The sequence below is a fragment of the Mycobacterium hainanense genome (assembly GCF_041890355.1).
Classification (GTDB): domain Bacteria; phylum Actinomycetota; class Actinomycetes; order Mycobacteriales; family Mycobacteriaceae; genus Mycobacterium; species Mycobacterium hainanense.
Map to the genome: position 1 here is coordinate 3626684 of NZ_CP169059.1, position 22399 is coordinate 3649082.

The 22399-nt window shown below is 68.7% G+C and carries 19 protein-coding genes; 8 read left to right on the forward strand and 11 right to left on the reverse strand.

Features of this window, described 5'->3' with window-relative positions; translation table 11 throughout:
- Positions 1–151 precede the first annotated feature (151 nt).
- On the forward strand, positions 152–775 hold the full coding sequence (locus tag ACEL92_RS16655) for a hypothetical protein (RefSeq protein ID WP_374021830.1): 624 nt from the start codon (positions 152–154) through the stop codon (positions 773–775).
- A 46-nt stretch (positions 776–821) separates the two neighbouring features.
- On the opposite strand, the gene ACEL92_RS16660 is transcribed toward ACEL92_RS16655, so the two are convergent.
- Both ACEL92_RS16660 and ACEL92_RS16665 read right to left on the reverse strand, forming a co-directional pair.
- Positions 822–1157 carry a hypothetical protein gene (locus tag ACEL92_RS16660; RefSeq protein WP_374021831.1) on the reverse strand — a complete coding sequence of 112 codons (336 nt, stop codon included), beginning with the start codon at positions 1155–1157 and terminating at the stop codon, positions 822–824.
- Complete coding sequence (locus tag ACEL92_RS16665; protein WP_374021832.1) at positions 1157–2506, reverse strand: replication-associated recombination protein A; 1350 nt, start codon at positions 2504–2506, stop codon at positions 1157–1159. Before ACEL92_RS16665 ends, ACEL92_RS16660 begins: the two co-directional genes overlap by 1 nt.
- Positions 2507–2596: 90 nt before the next feature.
- Here ACEL92_RS16665 and ACEL92_RS16670 point away from each other — a divergent pair, with 90 nt between their 5' ends.
- The 3 genes from ACEL92_RS16670 (at position 2597) to ACEL92_RS16680 (ending at position 9687) form a co-directional block, all read left to right on the forward strand.
- Entirely contained in the window at positions 2597–3604 is a 1008-nt protein-coding gene (locus ACEL92_RS16670) for a hypothetical protein (RefSeq protein ID WP_374021833.1), read from the forward strand.
- A 90-nt stretch (positions 3605–3694) separates the two neighbouring features.
- On the forward strand, positions 3695–7015 hold the full coding sequence (locus tag ACEL92_RS16675) for a DUF2126 domain-containing protein (protein ID WP_374021834.1): 3321 nt from the start codon (positions 3695–3697) through the stop codon (positions 7013–7015).
- A 14-nt stretch (positions 7016–7029) separates the two neighbouring features.
- Positions 7030–9687, forward strand: coding sequence for a circularly permuted type 2 ATP-grasp protein (locus ACEL92_RS16680; RefSeq protein WP_374026246.1), 2658 nt, complete (start codon positions 7030–7032; stop codon positions 9685–9687).
- 34 nt (positions 9688–9721) lie between these two features.
- Here the strand turns inward: ACEL92_RS16680 and ACEL92_RS16685 are convergent, their stop codons facing one another.
- Complete coding sequence (locus ACEL92_RS16685; protein ID WP_374021835.1) at positions 9722–10396, reverse strand: TetR/AcrR family transcriptional regulator; 675 nt, start codon at positions 10394–10396, stop codon at positions 9722–9724.
- Positions 10393–11304, reverse strand: a complete 912-nt coding sequence (locus tag ACEL92_RS16690) for a fumarylacetoacetate hydrolase family protein (RefSeq protein WP_374021836.1) — start codon at positions 11302–11304, stop codon at positions 10393–10395. Before ACEL92_RS16690 ends, ACEL92_RS16685 begins: the two co-directional genes overlap by 4 nt.
- Before the next feature lie 235 nt (positions 11305–11539).
- Between ACEL92_RS16690 and ACEL92_RS16695 the strand changes: the two genes are divergently transcribed.
- A complete protein-coding gene (locus tag ACEL92_RS16695) occupies positions 11540–12901 on the forward strand; it encodes an alpha/beta hydrolase family protein (RefSeq protein ID WP_374021837.1) in 1362 nt (453 codons plus the stop codon).
- A gap of 80 nt (positions 12902–12981) precedes the next feature.
- Here ACEL92_RS16695 and ACEL92_RS16700 read toward each other — a convergent pair whose 3' ends face one another.
- From ACEL92_RS16700 to ACEL92_RS16715, 4 genes are all read right to left on the reverse strand, one after another.
- Positions 12982–14346: an HNH endonuclease signature motif containing protein gene (locus ACEL92_RS16700; RefSeq protein ID WP_374021838.1), complete on the reverse strand. Its 1365-nt coding sequence runs from the start codon at positions 14344–14346 to the stop codon at positions 12982–12984.
- A 107-nt stretch (positions 14347–14453) separates the two neighbouring features.
- The gene (locus ACEL92_RS16705) at positions 14454–15134 is read right to left on the reverse strand and encodes a DUF6629 family protein (protein WP_374021839.1); all 681 of its coding nucleotides are present in this window, start codon (positions 15132–15134) and stop codon (positions 14454–14456) included.
- A gap of 9 nt (positions 15135–15143) precedes the next feature.
- Complete coding sequence (locus ACEL92_RS16710; protein WP_374021840.1) at positions 15144–16199, reverse strand: putative zinc-binding metallopeptidase; 1056 nt, start codon at positions 16197–16199, stop codon at positions 15144–15146.
- On the reverse strand, positions 16192–17133 hold the full coding sequence (locus tag ACEL92_RS16715; RefSeq protein ID WP_374021841.1) for a transglutaminase N-terminal domain-containing protein: 942 nt from the start codon (positions 17131–17133) through the stop codon (positions 16192–16194). Before ACEL92_RS16715 ends, ACEL92_RS16710 begins: the two co-directional genes overlap by 8 nt.
- 91 nt (positions 17134–17224) lie before the next feature.
- Here ACEL92_RS16715 and ACEL92_RS16720 point away from each other — a divergent pair, with 91 nt between their 5' ends.
- Positions 17225–17614 (forward strand): MmcQ/YjbR family DNA-binding protein, encoded by a 390-nt coding sequence (locus ACEL92_RS16720; RefSeq protein ID WP_374021842.1) that lies wholly within the window; start codon positions 17225–17227, stop codon positions 17612–17614.
- Positions 17615–17620: 6 nt separating this feature from the next.
- On the opposite strand, the gene ACEL92_RS16725 is transcribed toward ACEL92_RS16720, so the two are convergent.
- From ACEL92_RS16725 to aspS, 3 genes are read right to left on the reverse strand one after another with little or no spacing between them, the layout of a single operon-like run.
- Complete coding sequence (locus ACEL92_RS16725) at positions 17621–18700, reverse strand: aromatic acid exporter family protein (protein WP_374021843.1); 1080 nt, start codon at positions 18698–18700, stop codon at positions 17621–17623.
- A gap of 4 nt (positions 18701–18704) precedes the next feature.
- A complete protein-coding gene (locus ACEL92_RS16730; protein ID WP_374021844.1) occupies positions 18705–19136 on the reverse strand; it encodes a nitroreductase family deazaflavin-dependent oxidoreductase in 432 nt (143 codons plus the stop codon).
- Complete coding sequence (gene aspS / locus ACEL92_RS16735; protein WP_374021845.1) at positions 19133–20917, reverse strand: aspartate--tRNA ligase; 1785 nt, start codon at positions 20915–20917, stop codon at positions 19133–19135. Before aspS ends, ACEL92_RS16730 begins: the two co-directional genes overlap by 4 nt.
- 29 nt (positions 20918–20946) lie before the next feature.
- Between aspS and ACEL92_RS16740 the strand changes: the two genes are divergently transcribed.
- Positions 20947–21879 (forward strand): oxidoreductase, encoded by a 933-nt coding sequence (locus tag ACEL92_RS16740; RefSeq protein ID WP_374021846.1) that lies wholly within the window; start codon positions 20947–20949, stop codon positions 21877–21879.
- A 9-nt stretch (positions 21880–21888) separates the two neighbouring features.
- The gene (locus tag ACEL92_RS16745; protein WP_374021847.1) at positions 21889–22392 is read left to right on the forward strand and encodes an SRPBCC family protein; all 504 of its coding nucleotides are present in this window, start codon (positions 21889–21891) and stop codon (positions 22390–22392) included.
- Positions 22393–22399: the final 7 nt, after the last annotated feature.

Consider the following 22399-nt stretch of genomic DNA (forward strand, 5'->3'; position numbering starts at 1 on the left):
GCCTACGGCGCGCACGTCGCGACCAGCCAATCGTCTGTGAGCGCGACCACATTTGGGCATTGCGGCGCGCAACGGGCAGGAGGAAGGTAACTGGTGGGGCCGGTGGCGCCACCGGGCTCCTTGGATACCAGCCCTACAAAGGAGGTCGGCCGTGTACGCACGCTCCACCACCATCCAGGCGCAACCCTTGTCGGTCGACATCGGGATCGCGCACGTCCGCGACGTCGTCATGCCCGCCCTGACCGAGATCGACGGGTGTGTCGGGCTGTCACTGTTGGTCGACCGGCAGTCCGGGACCTGCATCGCCACCAGCTCGTGGGACAGCATCGACGCGATGCGCGCCAGCGCCGAACGGGTCGCCCCGATTCGCGATCAGGCGGCGCTGATGTTCGACGGCAGCGCGCGGGTCGAGGAGTGGGACATCGCTTTGCTGCATCGCGACCACCCGTCGCGGCAGGGGGCCTGCGTGCGGGCCACCTGGCTCAAGGTGGTGCCGGATCAGCTCACCCGGTCCCTGGAGTTCTACCGGTCGTCAGTGCTGCCCGAGCTGGAGGAGCTCGACGGGTTCTGCAGCGCGAGCCTGTTGGTCGACCACCCGGCGTGCCGTCGGGCGGTGTCGTGCTCGACGTTCGACTCGATGGACGCGATGGCCCGCAACAGCGACCGGGCGAACGAGTTGCGCAGCAGGCGCGTCCGGGAGCTGGGCGCCGAGGTGATCGACGTGGCCGAATTCGAGCTGGCGATCGCCCACCTGCGGGTGCCCGAGCTGGTCTAGCCGCACACCCAGGCCGAGTGTGCGGCTCGCCGCACACTCGACACGCTTAGGGCAGCGCGTCGCCCGGGAATCCGCGGCAGGGGTGCACCTCGAAGGTGAAGACGCCCGCGGCCACGCCCGGGTCGTCGGCCATGATCGCGGCGGTGTCGTCGACGGACGCTGCGAACACCGCGATCCCGCAGACGTCGGAACCGTCGGTGACCGGCAACACGATGGGCATGACGCCGTCGTCGCGCAGCCCGAAGTTGCGCCGCCCGTGCTCCCAGACGGTCCCCGGTGTCGTCTCGTCGCCGAACTGCGGCCCCCGCTTGAGGATGACGACGCTGTAGGACTGCGTGGTGGCCAGCAGCCGGCCCATCTCCTCGTCCGTGAAGGTTTTCATCACCGCCCCCGCTTCCCACGGATGATCGCGCGCAGCCGCTCCAGCCGCCCGGCCATCTCCCGCTCACCGCCGCGGCCGGTCGGCCGGTAGTAGTCCACACCCACCAGCTCGTCCGGCGGATATTGCTGAGCCAGGACACCGTCGGGATCGTTGTGCGAGTACTGATACCCCTGCGCGTGTCCCAACGCCGTCGCGCCGGAGTAGTGCCCGTCGCGCAGGTGCGGCGGCACCAGGCCGGCCTTGCCCGCCTTGATGTCGTCCATCGCCGCGGCCAGCGCGGTGGTGACGGAGTTCGACTTCGGTGCGGTGGCCAGGTGAATGGTGGCGTGCGCGAGCGTCAGCTGCGCCTCGGGCATGCCGATCAGCGCGACGGTCTGCGCGGCCGCCACCGCGGTCTGCAGCGCGCTGGGGTCGGCCATGCCGATGTCCTCGCTGGCGAGGATCATCAGCCGGCGCGCGAGGAACCGCGGGTCCTCCCCCGCGACGAGCATGCGGGCCAGGTAGTGCAGCGCCGCATCGACGTCCGAGCCGCGCACCGACTTGATGAAGGCGCTGATGACGTCGTAGTGCTGGTCGCCGTCGCGGTCGTAGCGCACCGCGGCCTTGTCCAGCGACTGCTCGATAATTTCGACGGTCACGGAGTCGGTGGCTTCGGCCGCGACCTCCAACGCGGTCAGCGCGCGCCGGGCGTCGCCGGCGGCCAGCCGCACCAGCAGGTCGACGGCGTCGGGCGTGACCGCGACGCGGCCGCCCAGCCCCCGGGGATCGTCGATCGCCCGCTGCACCACGGCGCGGATGGCGTCGGCGCTGAGCGGGCGCAGCTGCAGGATCAGTGAGCGGGACAGCAGCGGCGCCACCACCGAAAACGACGGATTCTCGGTGGTCGCCGCCACCAGCAGCACCACCCGGTTTTCCACGGCGGACAGCAGGGCGTCCTGCTGGGTCTTGGAGAAGCGGTGCACCTCGTCGATGAACAGCACCGTCTGCTCGCCGATGAGGAGCGCCTTGCGCGCATTTTCTATGACGGCGCGCACGTCTTTGACCCCGGCCGACAGCGCCGACAGCGCCTCGAACCGACGGCCGGTCGCCTGGGAGATCAGCGCGGCCAGCGTCGTCTTGCCGCTGCCGGGCGGGCCGTAGAGGATGGCCGACGCCACGCCGGATCCCTCGACCAGGCGGCGCAGCGGCGACCCGGGCGCCAGCAGGTGCTCCTGGCCGACCACCTCGTCCAGCGAGGCCGGTCGCATGCGCACCGCCAGCGGCGCACCGGCCGACACGCCCAGGCCGTGATCGCTGGTCGGCACCGCGCCGGGCAGGTCAAAAAGACCGTCGGACACGGCTTCAGGCATACCACGAAAACGAATCCGGGCGCCGCCCCGACATCTTTGCTAAGTTCCCGTGTGCGCGTGCCACAGGTTGAGTCAACAGCTAGGACGGACATGAGCCAGCCTCCCGAATATCCAGGCACACCGGCCGACCCGTACGGCAGCGAGCACAACCCTCCGGGCTACCCGCCCCCGCCCGGCTACGGCGCCCCACCCCCACCGCCCGGCTACGGCGCACCTCCTCCGCCGCCCGGCTACGGCCCGCCCCCGGGTTACGGCGCCCCGCCGCCACCGCCGCCCGGCTATGGCCCGCCGCCGGGCTACGGCGCGCCGCCGCCCCCGCCCGGGTACGGCGGCTACCCCCAGCCCGGCTACGGGGCACCGGCCACCCCCGGGTTCAGCGTCGGTGACGCCTTCAGCTGGGCCTGGAACACGTTCACCAAGAACGCGCTGGTGTTGATCGTGCCCGCGCTGGTGTATGGCCTGCTTCTGGGCGTGGCCACCGGCGTGAACGTTGCGGGCCAGAACATGTCGCCGAGCACCGCGACCGGCGACGACTACGGCTTCTACTTCACGACGAACCTCACCGGCGCCGCGTTGGTCGTCTTCATCATCGGCACCCTGCTGACGTACCTGGTCACGGGGTTCGCCCAGGCCGGCTTCCTGTCGGGCTGCCTGGACATCGCCGACGGGCGCCCGGTCACCATCGGCTCGTTCTTCAGGCCCCGCAACCTGGGGATGGCGTTCCTGGCCGCGCTGATCATCGGCGTGCTCACCTCGATCGGCTACTCCTTGTGCCTGGTTCCGGGCCTGGTGCTGAGCCTCTTCGTGCAGTTCACCATCCTGTTCGTCGTCGACCGCTCGGAGTCGGCCATCAAGGGCTTCACCTCCAGCTTCTCGCTGGTGGGTTCGAATTTCGCCAACTCGCTGCTGGTGTGGCTGGTGGTGATGGCCCTGATCGTCGCCGGGGCGCTGGCGTGTGGCGTCGGCCTGCTGGTGACGGCGCCGCTCGACGCGCTCATCCTGACCTACACCTACCGGAAGCTGACCGGCGGCCAGGTTGTTCCCGTTCCGCAGTCGGGCTACCAACCCGGCCCGCCGCCTGGGCCGCAGCAGGTCTGACCGCAAGCAAGCGCCCCGAAGTTACGGCCCTGTTAGCCACGGCTGCGGTGCGCTGCGCCCCTGTGGCGCTTGTGATGCAATCACCTTGTTATGAGCATCAAAGTCGCCCTCGAGCACCGCACCAGCTACACCTTTGACCGCTCGGTCCGGGTGTTCCCGCACGTCGTTCGGCTGCGCCCGGCGCCCCACTGCCGAACGCCCCTCGAGGCCTACTCGTTGCGCATCGAGCCGGAAGAGCACTTCATCAACTGGCAGCAGGACGCGGTGGGTAATTTCCTTGCGCGCCTTGTCTTTCCGAACCCCATGCGCCGGCTCACCATCACCGTGGGGCTCATCGCCGATCTGAAGGTGATCAACCCGTTCGACTTCTTCATCGAGGACTGGGCCGAAACCTGGCCCGCCGCCGGGCTGACCTACCCCAAGGAGCTGGCCGACGACCTGGAGCCCTACCTGCGGCCCGTCGACGAAGACGGCGAGGGGTCGGGGCCGGGTGAGCTCACGCGGGCGTGGGTGGAGAACTTCTCGGTGGCCGAGGGCACCCGCACCATCGACCTGCTGGTCGCGCTCAACCGCGCGATCAACGCCGACGTCGCCTACAGCCTGCGAATGGAACCCGGGGTCCAAACGCCGGATCACACGCTGCGCACCGGCGTGGGCTCGTGCCGCGACTCCGCGTGGCTGCTGGTGTCGATCCTGCGCCGGCTCGGGCTGGCCGCCCGCTTCGTGTCGGGGTATCTGGTGCAGCTCGCCTCCGACGTGGAGGCGCTCGACGGGCCGTCGGGTCCCGCCGCCGACTTCACCGACCTGCACGCCTGGACCGAGGTGTACATCCCCGGCGCGGGCTGGATAGGACTGGACCCGACGTCGGGGCTGTTCGCCGGCGAGGGGCACATCCCGCTGGCCGCCACGCCGCATCCGTCGTCGGCGGCGCCCATCAGCGGCGGCACCGAGCCGTGTGAATCGGTGCTCGAGTTCTCCAACACCGTCACCCGCATCCACGAGGACCCCCGCGTCACGCTGCCCTACACCGACGAGGCGTGGCACACCATCTGCGAGGTCGGCCAGCGCGTCGACGAACGGCTGGCCGCCGCCGACGTGCGGCTGACCATCGGCGGTGAGCCGACGTTCGTCTCGGTCGATAACCAGGTCGCCAAGGAGTGGACCACCGCCGCCGACGGGCCGCACAAGCGGCAGCGCGCATCGGACCTGGCCGCGCGCCTCAAGGAGGTGTGGGCGCCGAACGGGTTGATTCAGCGCGGGCAGGGTCGGTGGTATCCGGGAGAACCGTTGCCGCGCTGGCAGATTGCGCTCTACTGGCGCACCGACGGGCGACCGCTGTGGACCGACGGCACGTTGCTGGCCGACCCGTGGGGAGACCGGCCGGAGCCCGTCGACGGCGAGGCCGCCTACCAGGTGCTCGCGGGCCTCGCCGACGGCCTGGGGCTGCCGCTTTCGCAGGTGCGGCCCGCCTACGAGGACCCGCTGCACCGGCTGGCGGCCAAGGTGCGGCAACCCGAGGGCGACCCGGTGGACCCGGCCGATGACCTCGACCAGGACACCCCCGCCGGTCGCGCGGCGCTGCTGGCCCGGCTCGACGAATCGGTCACGGAACCAGCGGCTTTCGTGCTGCCGCTGCACCGCCGGGACGACGGGGCGGGGTGGGCCAGCGCCGACTGGCGGCTGCGGCGCGGCCGAATCGTGTTGCTGCACGGCGACTCCCCGGCGGGTCTGCGCCTGCCCCTGGATTCGATCAGCTGGCGACCGCCGCGCCCGTCGTTCGACGCCGACCCCCAGACCGCGGGCGACGCGCTGGCGACGGATCCGGGCGAAGCGGTGGTGGACGACTCGGACACCGCGCCGCCCACCGCGATGGTCGCCGAGGTCCGAGACGGGCTGCTCTACCTCTTCATGCCGCCCACCGAGGCGCTGGAACACTTCGTCGACCTCATCGCCCGCGTCGAGGCCGCCGCAGCCAAGGCCGACTGCCCGCTCGTGATCGAGGGCTACGATCCCCCGCCGGACCCTCGGCTGAGGTCGACGACGATCACCCCGGACCCCGGCGTCATCGAGGTCAATGTCGCGCCCACCGCCAGCTTCGCCGAGCAGTGCCAGCAGCTCGAAACGCTGTACGAACAAGCGAGATTGGCCCGGTTGTCCACCGAGTCCTTCGACGTGGACGGCACCCACGGCGGCACCGGCGGCGGCAATCACATCACGCTCGGCGGCGTCACCCCCGCGGACTCGCCCCTGCTGCGGCGCCCGGACCTGTTGGTCTCGCTGCTGACGTACTGGCAGCGACACCCGTCGCTGTCGTATCTGTTCGCCGGCCGGTTCGTCGGCACCACCTCCCAAGCACCCCGCGTCGACGAGGGCCGCGCCGAGGCGCTCTACGAGCTCGAGATCGCCTTCGCCGAAATCGCCCGGCTCTCGGGGCCTTTCGGCGGAAATGCCCCCCGGCCGTGGGTGATCGACCGCGCGCTGCGGCATCTCTTGACCGACATCACCGGCAACACCCACCGCGCCGAGTTCTGCATCGACAAGCTCTACAGCCCCGACAGCCCCCGGGGCCGGCTCGGCCTGCTGGAGTTGCGCGGGTTCGAGATGCCCCCGCATCTGCGCATGGCGATGGTCCAATCGCTGCTGGTGCGTTCGCTGGTGGCGTGGTTCTGGGACGAGCCGCTGCGCGCCCCGCTGATCCGGCACGGCGCCAACCTGCATGGGCGATACCTGTTGCCGCACTTCCTGATTCACGACATCGCCGACGTCGCCGCCGATCTGCGCGCGCACGGCGTCGCGTTCGAGACCAGCTGGCTGGACCCGTTCACCGAGTTCCGCTTCCCCCGCATCGGCACCGCGGTGTTCGACGGCGTGGAGATCGAGCTGCGCGGGGCGATCGAACCGTGGAACACCCTCGGTGAGGAGGCCACCGCCAGCGGTACCGCCCGCTACGTGGACTCGTCGGTCGAGCGGATCCAGATCCGCATCATCGGCGCCGACCGCCACCGCTACGTGGTGACCGTCAACGGCTACCCGGTGCCGCTGCTGGCCACCGACAACCCCGACATCCACGTGGGCGGGGTGCGGTTCAAGGCCTGGCAGCCGCCGAGCGCGCTGCACCCGACGATCAGCACCGACGTCCCCCTGCAGTTCGAGCTGATCGACCTGACGACGGGCACGTCGCGCGGCGGGTGCACCTATCACGTCGCGCATCCCGGTGGCCGGGCCTACGACGAGCCGCCCGTCAACGCGGTCGAGGCCGAGGCGCGCCGCGCCCGCCGCTTCGAGGCCACCGGCTTCACCCCCGGCAAGCTCGACTTGTCCGACATCCGGGAGAAGCAGGCACGCATCTTCACCGACGTCGGCGCGCCGGGCATTCTCGACCTGCGTCGCGTGCGTACCGTTCAGCAGTAATGGCGTTTGCTGACATGACATTCGGCACCGGCGCAGCACCGGCGACCGCTGGCGGGTTTCAGGAGGACCGCTACGACGCCGACCGCTTGCTGGCCGGGTATCGCGCCGCGCGCGCCCAGGAGGCGCTGTTCGACCTGCGGCACGGCCCGGCCGCCGGTTACGACGAATTCGTCGATCAGGACGGGAACGTCCGACCGGCCTGGGCGGAGGTGGCCGACACCATCGCCGAACGCGGCCGGGTGGGGCTGGACCGGCTGCGCTCGGTGGTGCGCAGCCTCATCGACAGCGACGGCATCACGTACACCGACGTCGAACCCGGCGGGCACGGCCTGGAGCCCCGGCCGTGGATCCTCGACACGCTGCCGATCGTGCTGTCCGCCGCGGAATGGGAGCTGCTGGAGGCCGGGCTGGTGCAGCGGTCCCGGCTGCTCGACGCCGTGCTCGCCGACCTGTACGGGTCGCGCAGCCTGCTCACCGAGGGTGTGTTGCCACCGGAGCTGCTGTTCGCCCATCCCGGGTACGTGCGGGCGGCCAACGGCATCGAAATACCCGGGCACCACCAGCTTTTCCTGCACGCCTGCGACGTCAGCCGGCTACCGGACGGAGCCTTTCAAGTCAACGCCGACTGGACGCAGGCACCTTCGGGCGCCGGCTACGCGCTGGCCGACCGGCGGGTCGTCGCGCACTCGGTTCCCGACCTCTACGAGCGGATCGCGCCGCGACCGACGACCCCGTTTGCCCAGGCCTTGCGGCTGGCGCTGATCGAGGCCGCGCCCGACGTGGCCCAGGACCCCGTGGTGGTGGTGCTCAGCCCGGGTATTTTCTCCGAAACCGCCTTCGACCAGGCGTATCTGGCCACGCTGCTGGGTTTCCCCTTGGTGGAGAGCGCGGACTTGGTGGTGCGCGACGGCAAACTGTGGATGCGGTCGCTGGGAACGTTGAAACGGGTCGACGTCGTCCTGCGCCGCGTCGACGCCGCTTACGCCGACCCGCTGGATCTGCGCGCCGACTCCCGGCTCGGCGTGGCCGGTCTGGTGGAGGCGTGCCACCGCGGGACGGTAACCGTGGTCAACACGTTCGGCAGCGGCATCCTGGAAAACCCTGGGCTGCTGCGGTTTTTGCCCCAGCTGTCCGAGCGCCTGCTCTCCGAGGCGCCGCTGCTGCACACCGCGCCGGTCTACTGGGGCGGCATCCCCGCCGAACGGTCACACCTGCTGGCGAATCTGTCGTCGCTCCTGCTCAAGTCCACGGTCGGCGGGAGAACCCTTGTCGGCCCCACTCTTTCGTCGTATCAGCTGACGCAATTGGCCGGGCGGATCGAGAAGATGCCGTGGCAGTGGATCGGCCAGGAGCTGCCGCAGTTCTCGTCGGCGCCCACCGACCACGCCGGGGTGTTGTCGTCGGCCGGTGTCGGCATGCGATTGTTCAATGTTGCCCAGCGCAGCGGATACACCCCCATGGTCGGCGGCGTCGGCTACGTGCTGGCGCCCGGCCCGGCCGCTTACATGCTGGAAACCGTTGCGGCCAAGGATGTCTGGGTACGCCCGACGGAGCGTGCGCGCGCCGAGACGGTGAGCCTGCCGTCGCCCGCGCCGCCGGCGAAGACCGCGGCCGGCACCTGGGGTGTCAGCTCCCCGCGCGTGCTGTCCGACCTGTTCTGGATCGGCCGCTACGGCGAGCGCGCGGAGAACATGGCGCGGCTGCTGTTGGTCGCCCGCGACAGGTTCCACGTCTACCGGCATCAGCAGCACACCGAGGAGAGCGCGTGCGTCCCGGTGCTGATGGCCGCGCTGGGCGTGATCACCGGGACCGACACCAGCGCCGCCGACGAGAGTGCCAGCGACGCAGCGGAAATGATCGCCGTGGCGCCGTCGACGCTGTGGTCCTTGACGGTGGACCCCGATCGCCCCGGATCCCTGGTGCAGTCCGTGGAGGGCTTGGCGCTGGCCGCCAGGGCGGTGCGCGACCAGATGTCCAACGACACCTGGATGGTGCTGGCCGGGGTGGAACGCGCGTTGGCGCAGCGGCGCGAGCCGCCCGACTCGCTCGCCGAGGCCGACGCGCTGCTCGCGTCGGCTCAGACGCAGACGCTGGCCGGGATGCTGACCTTGGCAGGTGTGGCCGGCGAGTCGATGGTGCGCGACGTGGGCTGGTCGATGATGGACATCGGCAAGCGCATCGAACGCGGCCTCTGGCTGACCGCGCTGCTGCGGGCGACGCTGACCGCCGTCCGCGGCGCCATCGCCGAGCAGACGATCATCGAGGCGACGCTGGTGGCGTGCGAGTCGTCGGTGATCTACCGGCGCCGCACCGTGGGCAAGGTAAGCGTCGCCGCCGTGGCCGAGTTGATGCTGTTCGACGCGCAGAACCCGCGGTCGTTGCTGTATCAGGTCGAGCGGCTGCGGGGCAACCTGAAGGACCTGCCGGGGGCGTCGGGGTCGTCGCGCCCGGAGCGGTTGGTGGAGGAGATCGGCACCCTGCTGCGCCGCTCGCATCCCGCCGAACTGGAAGAGGTCAGCGAGGACGGGCTGCGCACGGAGCTTTCCGAGCTGCTCGATTCGGTGCACACGCAGTTGCGTGAGCTGGCCGAGGTCATCACCACCACGCAGCTGGCGCTGCCCGCGGTGCAGCCGCTGTGGGGCCCCGACGTCCGCCGCGTCATGCCGGCCTAGCGGTGATCGCGAAGTGAAAGCGAGGTCAGCCTAGCTAGCTTGTGGCGAGGCTGGTGATGCCGCCGGCGACAAAGCGCAGCAGCGCCTGATGGCGCTCGTTGATGTCGTGGGCGTGCATGCGTCCATGGCTGAGACTATCCAGGCGCAAGTTGTTGGAGTAGGTGTGCAGCGTGGCGGCGACCATATGTAGGTATGCGTCATGGATGGCGGGGTCGCCGGCGGATGGAAACAGATCGCGCAGTGCATGGATGAAATCGCCGGCGATTGCGTTGAATTCGTCGGCGATGAGCGCCCGGATGGGATGTCCGGAGTTTGCGAGTTGGGCAATGAGGCGAAAGTAGTTGTCCCAGCCGGGATCACCGGCCCGTTGACGCATTGGTTCGCTGAACGCTTCGATGAGTGCGTGCAGACGCCGGCGTCGGCTGCCGCGAGCCGGAAGCGCCGCGAGGCGCTCTCGGCGCTCACGGTTAAGCGGCAGGATGCGGCGGAGCACGACGGCGCGGAATAGTCCTTCTTTGCCTCCGAACTGCTCACTCACCGCCGCGAGTCGGGTGCCGGCATGGTCGGTGATCTCGCGGACGCTGACACCGAAATAGCCGCGGGCGGAGAAGAGTTCTTCGGCGCTGTTGAGCAACCGGTGCTGGATGGCGGCGCGGGCGGTTTCGCGCGTGGTGCCGGCGACTGGGCTGACCGGGGCGGTTCTGCTCACGGCTCGACGATCTCGTGATAGATGCTGCCGATGCCGTCAATCCGCAACTCGAGGACGTCCCCGGTGTGTAGCCAGTGGCCGGTTTCCATTCCGCTGCCGCCCGGCAGGGTTCCCGTACCGAACAACTCGCCTGGCCGCAGCTGCTCGCTTTTCGACGCATGGGCCAAGACATCGCCCAGACTGTGCTGCATGCCGGCGCTGGACACCGTCGCCACCGTCGAACCATTGATCGAAACCGTCCCTCCCAGCGCGTCGATCCTGGGCAGGATCTCATCGGCGGTGACCGCCACCTCTGACATTGAGCTGGCGAAGTGCTTGGATTTCTGCGGTCCGAACCCGCTGTCCATCTCGGCGCGTTGCACATCGCGTGCGCTGAAGTCGTTGAGTACGACGAAAGCACCGATGGCGGCGAGGGCTTCGGTGGGCGTGGCATTGCACAGCCCGCGGGCCAGAACAAAGCCGATCTCGAGTTCATAGTCGAGCGCATTGGTGTAAGAAGGCGCGGTGATCGTCGTGCCTGACGGCACGAAGGTCATCGCGTTTGACATGTAGTAGATGGGCTGTGCATAAAACAGGCTCCGTGGCTTCAGCAACGGAAACGTGCGCCGGGTGAGCGCTTCTGCAGCCTGAATGAACCGGTACTGACCTGGATGAAAGCGGCGGACCAGTCCTCGGCTGGCGTCGAGGACGTGGCGCTCGTAGAGCATGAAGTCCCGAAACGACACCGGCTGGAACGGCAGCAGCGCGGGACTGCGGAGCAGGTGCTCGTCGGCTCGGGCGATCTGCCAGTCGTCGTCGAATACCCGCCCGCCTACTGCTGCCTCATCATCTGCGGCCTGCCAGGTTCCGTCGCTTTGCAGCGATTGCAGCTCCAATCCGCTGGTGGTCCGAATTCTTCTCAACTTCATCCCAGGCGCTCCTCGCTGGCATCCGGAACGGATGTTCCACCGGCCGTCGAGATGATGTTAGTCTCGGAACAAGCGTTCCGCCGTGTAGGGGGCCGCCCGTAACAGGTCATCGCGTGGCCGACTTCGACTCAGCCAAGTGCACGAACCTGCTCGGAGCCGGACTCAGGCCGACATCGCAAACCGCGCCGGCACCAATATTGAACCACCAACATTGAACGTTGAAAGGACCACGACCGTGGCCGAGGTCTCGTTAGGACAGAAGATCTTTGTGACCGCTTGTGCGATCACCCACACCACCGACCTGGCGGCCCGCTGGTGCGGGGCAACACTTTTCCTGCCGAAGCTGTTCGTGCTGCGCTACGCCAACATGGGCGGACTCGATCCGGTCGGCTTTGCCCGGCAGATCAAGGCGGCCCGCTCATTTCGCGACGACCGTTGGTGCAATCACTGGAACGGGATCGCCGCTCAACACGCCCGACGGGCCGCCTCAATGCTTCGAGGCCTGGCCGGCGCCAACCACTCGCCGGTCCCCGATCTCTGCGAACCGGCCGCGATCACCGAGGAGCACGTCGCGGTGCTAAGCGAGTTGATCGCCCCCGGTGCGGTGCTGTTCGCCGACCACGGGCCGCAGGCGGACGACAAGGCGATCACCGACCTAGTGGATAGACACGCACCGGAAGGTGACCGTCGGCGCACGGCATTGGCCTTCGGAGCAATAGACGCATGGGTCAAGGCGATGACCTACTACCAGGTCAGCGCGTTTCCCGGCCACAGCACCCACCGCATGCAAGCCTACTGGCGCTCTCGGCACCTATTCGACGCCCTGATCAGGGCGATCGCCCCGGCGATCGACGTTCGTGTTGAGCACCTCGAAATTCCGGCGTCCGAGAACGACACGGTGAGCGGGTGGCTGGTCCTGCCACCAGGGCACGGTCCCCATCCAGCGGTATTGACCACCAACGGTTTGGAGGGAACCGTGCAGGAACTGGCGCTCGGGCTGTTGCGCTATCGCGGTGCCGGGCTGGCGACGTTCATGATGGAAATGCCCGGAAGCTATGCCTACAACGAGCCCATGGGGCCTCAGTCCGAGGCGATCTACCGCCGGGTCATTGACCACCTCGCCACCGACATGCGCATCGACCCCAGCCGCATCGCCATGGTCGGAGTCAGCTTCGGAGGCTACTGGGCCGCGCGCATGGCCGCCAACGACGACCGACTGGCATGCGCAGTGGCTTGCGGCGCACCCACCCACCACTCTTTCGACGGCGATGCCTTGGGCATGCCCGAGATCATCATCGGCGCGCTATCGAACACTCTTGGCGTAACAAACCCATTCAAACTGGTTCGTGCCCTCAAAGCGCTCACGATTCGTGATCGATTGTCGCACATCGCGATTCCGCTACTCGCCATCAACGGCGACCACGACACGCTGCTCAGCACCCAAGACACCATCGACCTCGCCAACGAAGCCCCGCACGCCACCTTATTGCTCTACCCCGACGACGACCACTGCGCCATGCGCCACTACCGCCAGTGGCTCGACTCCTCCCAGGAATGGCTCAGGAAGCACCTCGTGGATGCCGTCGGCACCAATTAAGGACGCGCCCTTGGCATTTCGGACGATTTCGCGGAGTCCGGCACGATACGGGTCGCGGCGATCAGGCGAAATTGCTGAGGTCAAACAGGTTCGTCGTCGTCGGTGTCGCGGAGGAACCTCTCGGGGTGGTGGTAGGTGTTGGTGCGGGGTTGGCCGCGGTCGAGGTGGGGTGGGGGGATCCACTCGGTTTCGCCGCGGGCGTTGGTGCGGGTGGTCCAGCCTTGTTCGGCCAGGCGGTTGTCGGGGCCGCAGGCCAAGGTGAGGTCGTCGATGTCGGTGCGGCCGGTCCCAGCCCAGCCGCGTACGTGGTGGACCTGGCTGTGGTAGGCCGACGCATCACATCCCGGCCGGGTGCAGCCACGATCCTTGGCATATAACATGATCCGCTGCCCAGGTGAGGCGAACCGCTTGGCGTGATACAGCGCCAACGACCGGCCCCGGTCGAAGATCGCCAGGTAGTGATGGGCGTGGCCGGCCCAGCGGATCACATCCGACATCGGCACCAGCGTGCCGCCGGCGGTCAGGGCCTTACCGGCGGCGGCCTCCAACTCCTGCAGCGTGGTGGTCACCACGATCGACACCGGCAACCCGTTGTGCTGGCCCAGTTTTCCAGACGCCAGCAGGGCGCGCAGCCCGGCCAGGAAGGCGTCGTGGGTGCGTTGCGCGGCGCTGCGGGTATCGCGGCGCACCGCATCCTCATCCGGGGCCGCATCGACGATCGGGGTCTCGTCGTCGGGGTTACACACCCCGGGGGCGGCCAGCTTGGCCAACACCGCCTCGATCGCCGCCCGCAACTCCGGGGTGATCACACCGTTCAGCCGCGACATGCCGTCACATTCCTGGGCGCCCAACACGATCCCACGCTTGCGGGCCCGCTCGCCATCACTGAAGTCCCCGTCGGGATGCAGCCACTCCATCAGCCGCTTGGCGTAGACGGCCAATTCATCCGGGCGATACCCGCACGCCTTGCCGGCCAGGTCGGCCTCGGCCGCGGCCCGGGTCACCACGTCGATGGCATCGGGCAGCTGGGCAAAAAAGCCGCGGATCACCCTGATGTGCCCCTCCCCGATCAACCCCGCACGCTGACCGGCCGCGGTCGCACTCAACAGTGGCGCCAACGGCTCACCGCTCAACGCCCGGCGTTCACCAAGCTCGGCGGCCTCGCCGACGCGCCGGGCGGCCTCGGCCTTGGTGATCCGCAACCGATCGGCCAGCCCCACCCGCAGCGAGCCGCCCAACTCTTGGGGACTCGCTTGGGCGGCAAGCTGATTGATCAACGCATGCTGCGGCGCCCGGAGGCGACGCGCCACCCGTTCCACCCGCTCCAATACGCGCAACCGCTCCGGGGTAGTGAGCACATCAAAAGACAAGCCGCAGAGCCGCTCCGCGTCGTCGTCGAGCGCGTCGATAAGCTCGACGATCTCCTCGCGCGCACTCGAACCCATGCCTCAAACCTAGGAACACCCACCGACAAAAAAGCCCGCATTGTGACCATAGAAACCAAAGTGGCACAAGAGATTCCAGAGGCGAAATGATTCGAGCGGACAGCTGGTCACACGTTGGATGTCGCGCTATCCACGTCGAGCCCGTGGTAGCGGTGCGGATCGGGCAGTCGGCGACGGCGCCGCATGTGCACCAGCGCCAGGACCGACAGCACGGCGGCGTAGATGCACCAGAGCGACGCGAACGCCTGCAGGTAGAGGACCGCGACCAGCACCAGCCCTACCAGGTTCGCCACACCGAACGCCACGATGGAGCGATATCCCGACATCAGGGCCGGCCCGATGACAGCGACGATGTAGAGCACCGCCCACAGGTAGCTGTCGCGGGAGGCGGTTTGGTATTCCAGCACGTGCGGGCACCTCGTCACTCCGACCGGCTTGGTCAGGACGACAACCGCGAGGTAGGCCGACACCACCCCACCGAGCACCGCGAAGGGCGCCACCCGCAGCCTGGCGCCGCGCGGTTCGAGCATCAGGATGGCCAACGGGACCAGTAGAGGGAGCACCGGCAGTGCGACGAACACGTAGGCGTGCATCGCGAAGTTGGCCGTTCCAGCGGAGACAAAGTGATTGGGCCACACCGCCGCCTCGAGGAACTGGTGGACCGAGAACAACGCCGGCAGCGAAGCGAAAGGCACCTCACGCCAGTGCCTCACCTCACGCAGGGTCGCCACCGCGACCGGTACCAGGGCGGTGCCCACCACCAGGTCGGCCGTGATGGAGAAGCACATGGTCGAGACCTAGCCCGCGACGGCGGCCGGTCCGCGAGACTCCGACGTCACCTCGTCGATCACCGTGTAGATGAACTTCATTTTCTCCAGCACCGCGACGGGCAGCACGAACGGGTACAGGTCGTCGTGGCCCATCGACCGGTTCACCATGTTCAGCGACCACGACAGCGGCAGCCACATGTCGATGATCGTCTGAAAAGCGCTGGGGCCTAACGCCGGCCGGTCGAACGTCGCCGATGCCGATGCGAAACCGCACCACGCCGACGTGTCCAGGGTGTCGCGGATGTGCAGGTAATGGGCGAACGTTTCCGCCCAGTCCTCGGCGGGATGCATGGTGGCATACGACGAGACGAAGTCTTCCTGCCAGTCCTCCGGCGGCCCCTGGCTGTAGTGGCGGTCCAGCGCCTCCTGGTAATCCGCGTCGGGATCGCCGAACAGCTCGTTGAACCGCGCCAGGTACTCATCGGACGAGGCGATCAGCCGGTAGAAGTAGTAATGCCCGATCTCGTGGCGGAAGTGGCCCAGCAGGGTGCGGTACGGCTCCTCCATCTCCACCCGCAACTGCTCGCGGTGCACGTCGTCGCCCTCGGCGAGATCCAGCGTGATGACGCCGTTGTCGTGACCCGTCATCACCTTCTCGTGCACGCTGGACAGCAGGTGGAAGGCCAAGCCCTGCTGGGGATCTTCCTCGCGCCCGACGATCGGCAGCTTGAGCTCGTGCAGCTCCGCGATCAGCCGCCGCTTGGCCGCCTCGGCACGGGCGAACTCGGCCAGGCCGGCGGTGTCGGCGTCGTTGGGCCGCACGGTGGTCAGCGCGCACGACGTGCACAACAGCCGGGGATTGTTGACGGGCACCAGCCAATTGCATTCGGCCAGTTGGAGGTTGGCACACAATTGATACTCGGCGGCGTCCACGAAACCGGCGTGCTCGCTGGCGTTCTCCTCGGCGATCACCATCAGGGCCATCTGCTCGAGCGAGAACCCCAACGCGCTGCCGCAGTTCAGGCAGGTGGAATTCTCGAACGCCAGGCGCTGGCCGCAGTTGGGGCAGTTGAAGTCACGCATGCAGCGCATCCCCCTCGAAGGGCACCACGTCCACGGCGACGTCGATCACGCTGTGTTCGGAATTGGTGTAGATGATGCCGCGCAGCGGCGGCACGTCCGCGTAGTCGCGGCCGCGTCCCACAATGATGTAGCGCTCGTCGACCAGCTGGTCGTTGGTGGGGTCCAAACCCAGCCATTCGAACTGGCCGGGCTCCTGGGGTGTCCACACCCCCGCCCAGGCGTGGGTGGCGTCTATCCCGATCATTCGATCCTTTCCCGGTGGCGGGTCGGTGGCCAGGTACCCGGACACGTAGCTGGCCGCAAGACCATTGGCGCGCAGGCAGGCGATCGCCAGCCTGGCAAAGTCTTGACATACCCCTTCCCGGGCCGCCAGAACCGCGTTGACACCAGTGGAAATCGTCGTAGACCCCGAGCGGTAGGTGAAGTCCGCGAAAATCCGCGACGCGAGGTCGCGCAGCACGTCGACCAGCGGCCGCCGCGGGGCGAAACTGGGCGCTGCGTACTCACGGATCTCGTCGGTGATCTCGGGCGGATTCAAGTCGAGCGTGAATTCGGCGGCGAGCGCTCCCCTGCCGCCCGTCGGGCGGGAGTCCTCCCACGGTTGCACCGCCGGTCCGCTGGTATAGCGCCCCGGCGCGGGCGGATAGACGTCGACGATGGAGTCGCTGGTGACCGTCAGGGCGTGGTGTGGCTCGGTGACGTGGAAGTAGGAGCTGATGTTGCCGTAGACGTCGACGCTGGTGGAGACGTCGGCGGCGGCCGGGTCGATGGTCAGCCGGTGCGCGACGCAACGCTGCCGCGCCGAATCGCGCGGGGTGAGGAAGCCGCGGCCGTAGGAGCTGGTCACGACGTCGGAGTACCGGTACTCGGTGCGGTGAGTGACTCGATGGCGGCGGGCGGTCCCGGCGTCAGATTCAGACACAAGGGTGATCACATCACACGCCGGCCGGTCGCGCGGCGTGCGCGGCGGGAAACCGTTTGCCAATCCGGCGGCACGCGCGCCAAACAGGGAGCACAATCGAGATGTGGCCACGTGGTACGACGTCGCCCGCATCGTTCGTGAGCTGGCACTCACCTCGGAGCCGTCGCCGCATGACTGGCGGGTCGGCAAGAAGTTGCTGGCTTGGGAGCGGCCGTTGCGTCCCTCCGAGCGCGAGGCGCTGGCAGGCGCGGGCGCGGAACCGCCCGGCGGCGACATCCTCGGCGTCCGGGTGTCCGACGAGGGCGTCAAGTTCGGGCTGATCGCCGACGAGCCGGACGTCTATTTCACGACACCGCATTTCGACGGCTACCCGGCGGTGCTGGTCAAGCTGGACGCGATCTCGGTCCGCGACCTCGAGGAGCTGATCACCGAGGCGTGGCTGACGCAGGCCCCAAGGAAGCTGGTCCAGGAATTCCTGGCTGACTCCCGCTGAACCGCCTCAAACGTGCCGCAGGTCGATGACCCGTTGCAGATCGTCGACGCAGGCGCTGACGACGTCGGCAAGGATCAGCTGCGTTTTGTCGTGGGCGGTCGACTGCAATTCCGAAGCGTGGTGACGCGCGGACGCGATGTACGCGCACGCGCCGGCCGGATCGGGATCGGCGAGGGCGGTCGCGGCCGCGAGCACCACCAACACGGTGTGCACGGTTCGCGGATTGCCGCCGCGACGACCGTCGGCGTTGGCATCGGAGGTAGGGGCGACGGCGCGGGCCAGTTGCAGCACCGAGCCGGCCAGCAGGGCCACGTGCACGGCCTGGCGGTCGGCGGTGTGGACCGGGACGCGCATCCCCCAGCGGCGCGGGGCGACGCGCACCACTTGGCGGGCGGTGGTGCGCGCCTCGAGCAGCCCGCTGATCTGTTCGTGCACTCGGTCCACCGCCGTCAGCGGCCAGTCGGGGGGCGGCGCTTGGCGTCCGACGGCGACGTCCGCGGCACGCGCCAAGATGTCGTGCAGCACGCCCAGCACGCCGACGCGCGCGTTGCGCAGCACCCTCAGCGGGTCGGCGGGGAACAGGACGACGGCGAACACGATGGCCACCCCACCGCCGATCAGCGCGTCGAAGATCCGTTCCCAGCCCAGGCCGCTGTGGAACAGCGCCAACACCAGGATGGCCGACACCACGGTCTGGTTGGCGAACATCATCCCGTGCCCGATGAAGCCGCCCCCGATGAACACCGCCGCCGCGAGCGCGACCAACGCGGCGAGCGCGATGGGCACCGCGCCGGGGCCGAGCAGGGCCTGCACCACCGAGCCCAGCCCGATCCCGAGAGTTACCCCGACCATCATTTGGATGGCGCGTTGGGCGCGCAGCACGTTGCTCGTCGACAACGAGACCGCTGCCGCGATCGGCGCGAAGAACGGCTGCGGATGCTCTAGGACATCGTGCGCGAGGTACCACGACAGGCCTGCGGCCACGGCCGTCTGTATCAGGTTGAACCACACCAGCCGGAGCCGTGCGAGGCCCGCACGCGCGGCCACGAGAACAACCGATGGCCCCGTCCGCCGCGCTGCGCCCACGGGCCTAGGTGCGCTGCAGCTCGAACAGCGGAAGGACCCGGCTGGTTTTGGACTGGTACTCGGCGAAGCCGGGCGCGGCGGCGACGATCTTGTCGAACAGCGCGTCGCGTTCGTCGGACGGCAACTCGCGCGCCGAGACGGCGAATTCGTCGGTCCCGATCTCGACGCGCGCCTGCGGGTTGGCCCGCAGGTTGTGCACCCACGCCGGGCTGATCGGCGCGCCGGCGAAGGAGCCGATGATGATCAGCTTGCCGTCGATGTCGAAGTACGCCAGCGGCGACACCCGCTGTGCGCCCGACTTGGCCCCGGTGGTGGTGAGCAGCAGCAGGTTGGCACCCTCGAACTGGCCACCGACCTTGCCGCCGTTGGAGCGAAACTCGTCGATGATGCCCTGGTTGAACGCGTTGATGGTCTGCGTGTCCGGCATTTCAGTCATGCCTGGTCAACCTTCTCCGGTTTAGCGTCTATTCCGGATTCCTTGCGCTGTTGCGCGGTGATGGGCGCGGGCGCATTGGTGAGCGGGTCGACGCCGCCGCCGGTCTTCGGGAAGGCGATCACCTCGCGGATCGAGTCGACCCGGGACAGCAGCGCGTTGATCCGGTCCCAGCCGAACGCGATCCCGCCGTGGGGCGGTGCGCCAAAGGTGAACGCCTCCAACAGGAATCCGAACTTCTCTTCGGCCTCGGCCTGGTCCAGGCCCATCACGGCGAACACGCGCTCCTGGATGTCGCGGCGGTGGATACGTATCGAGCCGCCACCGATCTCGTTGCCGTTGCAGACGATGTCGTAGGCGTCGGCCAGCACCGCGCCGGGGTCGCTGGCTGAAGTTCCCACCACGTCGTGGTACTGCGGCTTGGGCGAGGTGAACGCATGGTGCACCGCGGTCCACGCACCGGAGCCGACGGCCACGTCGCCGGCGGCGGTCGCCTCGTCGGCGGGCTCGAACAGCGGCGGGTCCACCACCCAGACGAACGCCCACGCATCGGGGTCGATCATGTCGAGCCGGCTGGCGATCTCCGCGCGGGCGGCGCCCAGCAGGGCGCGCGACGGCTTGGGTAGGCCTGCGGAGAAGAAGATGCAGTCTCCCGGCTCGGCCCCGACGTGCGCGGCCAGACCGCCGCGCTCGGCGTCGGTCAGGTTTTTGGCCACCGGGCCGCCCAGCGTCCCGTCGTCGCCGACGAGCACGTAGGCCAGCCCGCGGTGGCCGCGCTGCTTCGCCCAGTCTTGCCAGCCGTCCAGCGTCCGCCGTGGCTGCGACGCCCCGCCCGGCATCACGACCGCACCCACGTACGGCGCCTGGAAGACGCGGAAAGTGGTGTCTTTGAAGAACTCCGTGCACTCGACGAGTTCCAGCCCGAACCGCATGTCCGGCTTGTCGGAGCCGAACCGGCGCATCGCGTCGGCGTAGCTGATCCGCGGGATGGGCGTTGGCACTTGGTATCCGATCAACGCCCACAGCGCGGTCAGGATCTCCTCGGAGATCGCGATGATGTCCTCGGCGTCGACGAAGCTCATCTCCATGTCGAGCTGGGTGAACTCGGGCTGGCGATCGGCGCGGAAGTCCTCGTCCCGGTAGCAGCGGGCGATCTGGTAGTAGCGCTCCATCCCGGCCACCATCAGCAACTGCTTGAACAGCTGCGGGCTCTGGGGCAGGGCGTAGAACGAGCCGGGGTGCAGCCGGGCCGGCACCAGGAAGTCGCGCGCGCCCTCCGGCGTCGACCGGGTGATCGTCGGCGTCTCGATCTCGACGAAGTCGTGGCCCGCCAGCACCGCGCGCGCCGCGGCATTCACGTTGGAGCGCAGGCGAAGCGCCGCCGCCGGGCCGTCGCGACGCAGGTCGAGGTAGCGGTACTTGAGCCGCAGCTCCTCCCCGGCGGGCTCGTCGAGCTGGAACGGCAGCGGCGCGCTCTCGCCGAGCACGGTCAGCGAGGCGACGTTGACCTCGATGTCGCCGGTGGCGATCTCGGGGTTGGCGTTGCCCTCCGGGCGGATCTCGACGACGCCGGTGACCGCGACGCAGAACTCGGCGCGCAACCGGTGCGCCTGCGCCAGCACTTCCGCGTCGCGGAACACCGCCTGCGCGACACCCGAGGCGTCTCGCAAATCGATGAAGATGACGCCGCCGTGGTCGCGGCGGCGAGCCACCCAGCCCGCTAACGTCACCTGCTGTCCGGCGTCGCCGCTTCTCAGCGACCCGGCGGCGTGGCTGCGCAGCACAAATACTCCCTTTCCCGCGGTTGGAACGAGTGCCCAGTCTAGAGGGAGGTAATTTCGGTCCTATCGTCACAGACCTTGTTTCAAAGATCGCACTCGTTGGTCCCGGCGCCGTCGGCACGACCATCGCCGCGCTGCTCCACCAGGCCGGGCATCCGGTGCTGGTGTGCGGCCACACCCCGCGCGAACGCATCGAATTGCGGCCGGACGGCGCGGATCCGATCGTGGTACCCGGCCCCGTGCACACCGATCCGAGCGAGGTCACCGGTCCGGTCGACGTCGTGCTGCTGGCGGTCAAGGCCACCCAGAACGAAGCGGCGTCGGGCTGGCTGGCCCGGCTGTGCGGCCCGCACACCATCGTCGTCGTGTTGCAGAACGGCGTGGAGCAGGTCGAGCAGGTGCAGCCGCACTGCCCGTCCTCGCCGGTGGTGCCCGGGATCGTGTGGTACTCGGCGGAGACCCAGCCAGAAGGCTGGGTGCGGCTGCGCAACGAGGCGGCACTGGTGTTGCCCAGTGGGCCCGCACCGCAGACCATCGCCGAGCTGCTGCGTCAAGCCGGGTGCCGGGTGGACTGCGATCCCGACTTCATCACCGCCGCCTGGCGCAAGTTGCTCACCAATGCGCTGGCCGGGTTGATGGCGCTGTCCAGGCGGCGATCCGGCATGTTCCGCCGCGACGACGTCACCGAACTGTCGCGACGCTACGTCGCCGAATGCCTGGCGGTCGCGCGGGCCGAGGGCGCCAAGCTGCCCGACTCCGTCGTCGGCGAGGTGGCCGACATGTTCCGCCGCGCGCCCGAGGACATGGGCACCTCGATCCTGGCCGACCGGGAGCACCACCGGAAGATGGAATGGGACATCCGGAACGGGGTGATCATCCGCAAGGGCCGCGCGCACAACCTGGCGACTCCGATCAGCGACGTCGTTGTGCCGCTGCTGGCCGCGGCGAGCGACGGCCCCGGCTAGATTATTTCCATGTTCCCCTGCGACCGCGTCGACCTGAGCTTCATCGACAGCGCGCCGTTCGTCTACCGCAACAGCGTCGACCTCGCCATCACCCCCGAGCAGCTGTTCGAGGTCCTCGCCGACGCCCAGTCCTGGCCGCGCTGGGCGAGCGTGATCACCAAGGTGACCTGGACCAGCCCCGAGCCGCGCGGCGTCGGCACCACCCGCGTCGTCGAGATGCGCGGCGGCCTCGTCGGGAACGAAGAATTCCTGGCGTGGGAACCGTTCAGCCACATGGCTTTTCGGTTCAACGAATGCTCGACGCAAGCCGTCGCGGCGTTCGCCGAGGACTACCGGGTAGAGGTCATCCCGGGTGGTTGCCGGCTGACCTGGACCATGGCGCAGCAGCCCGCGGGCCCGGCACGCCTGGCGATGTACGTGGTGGGACCGCTGCTGAACCTGGGGCTCCGCCGATTCCTGCGCAACCTGCGCAACTACACCGATACGCGGTTCGCCGAAACCGGGCAACGTTAGGAGCGGG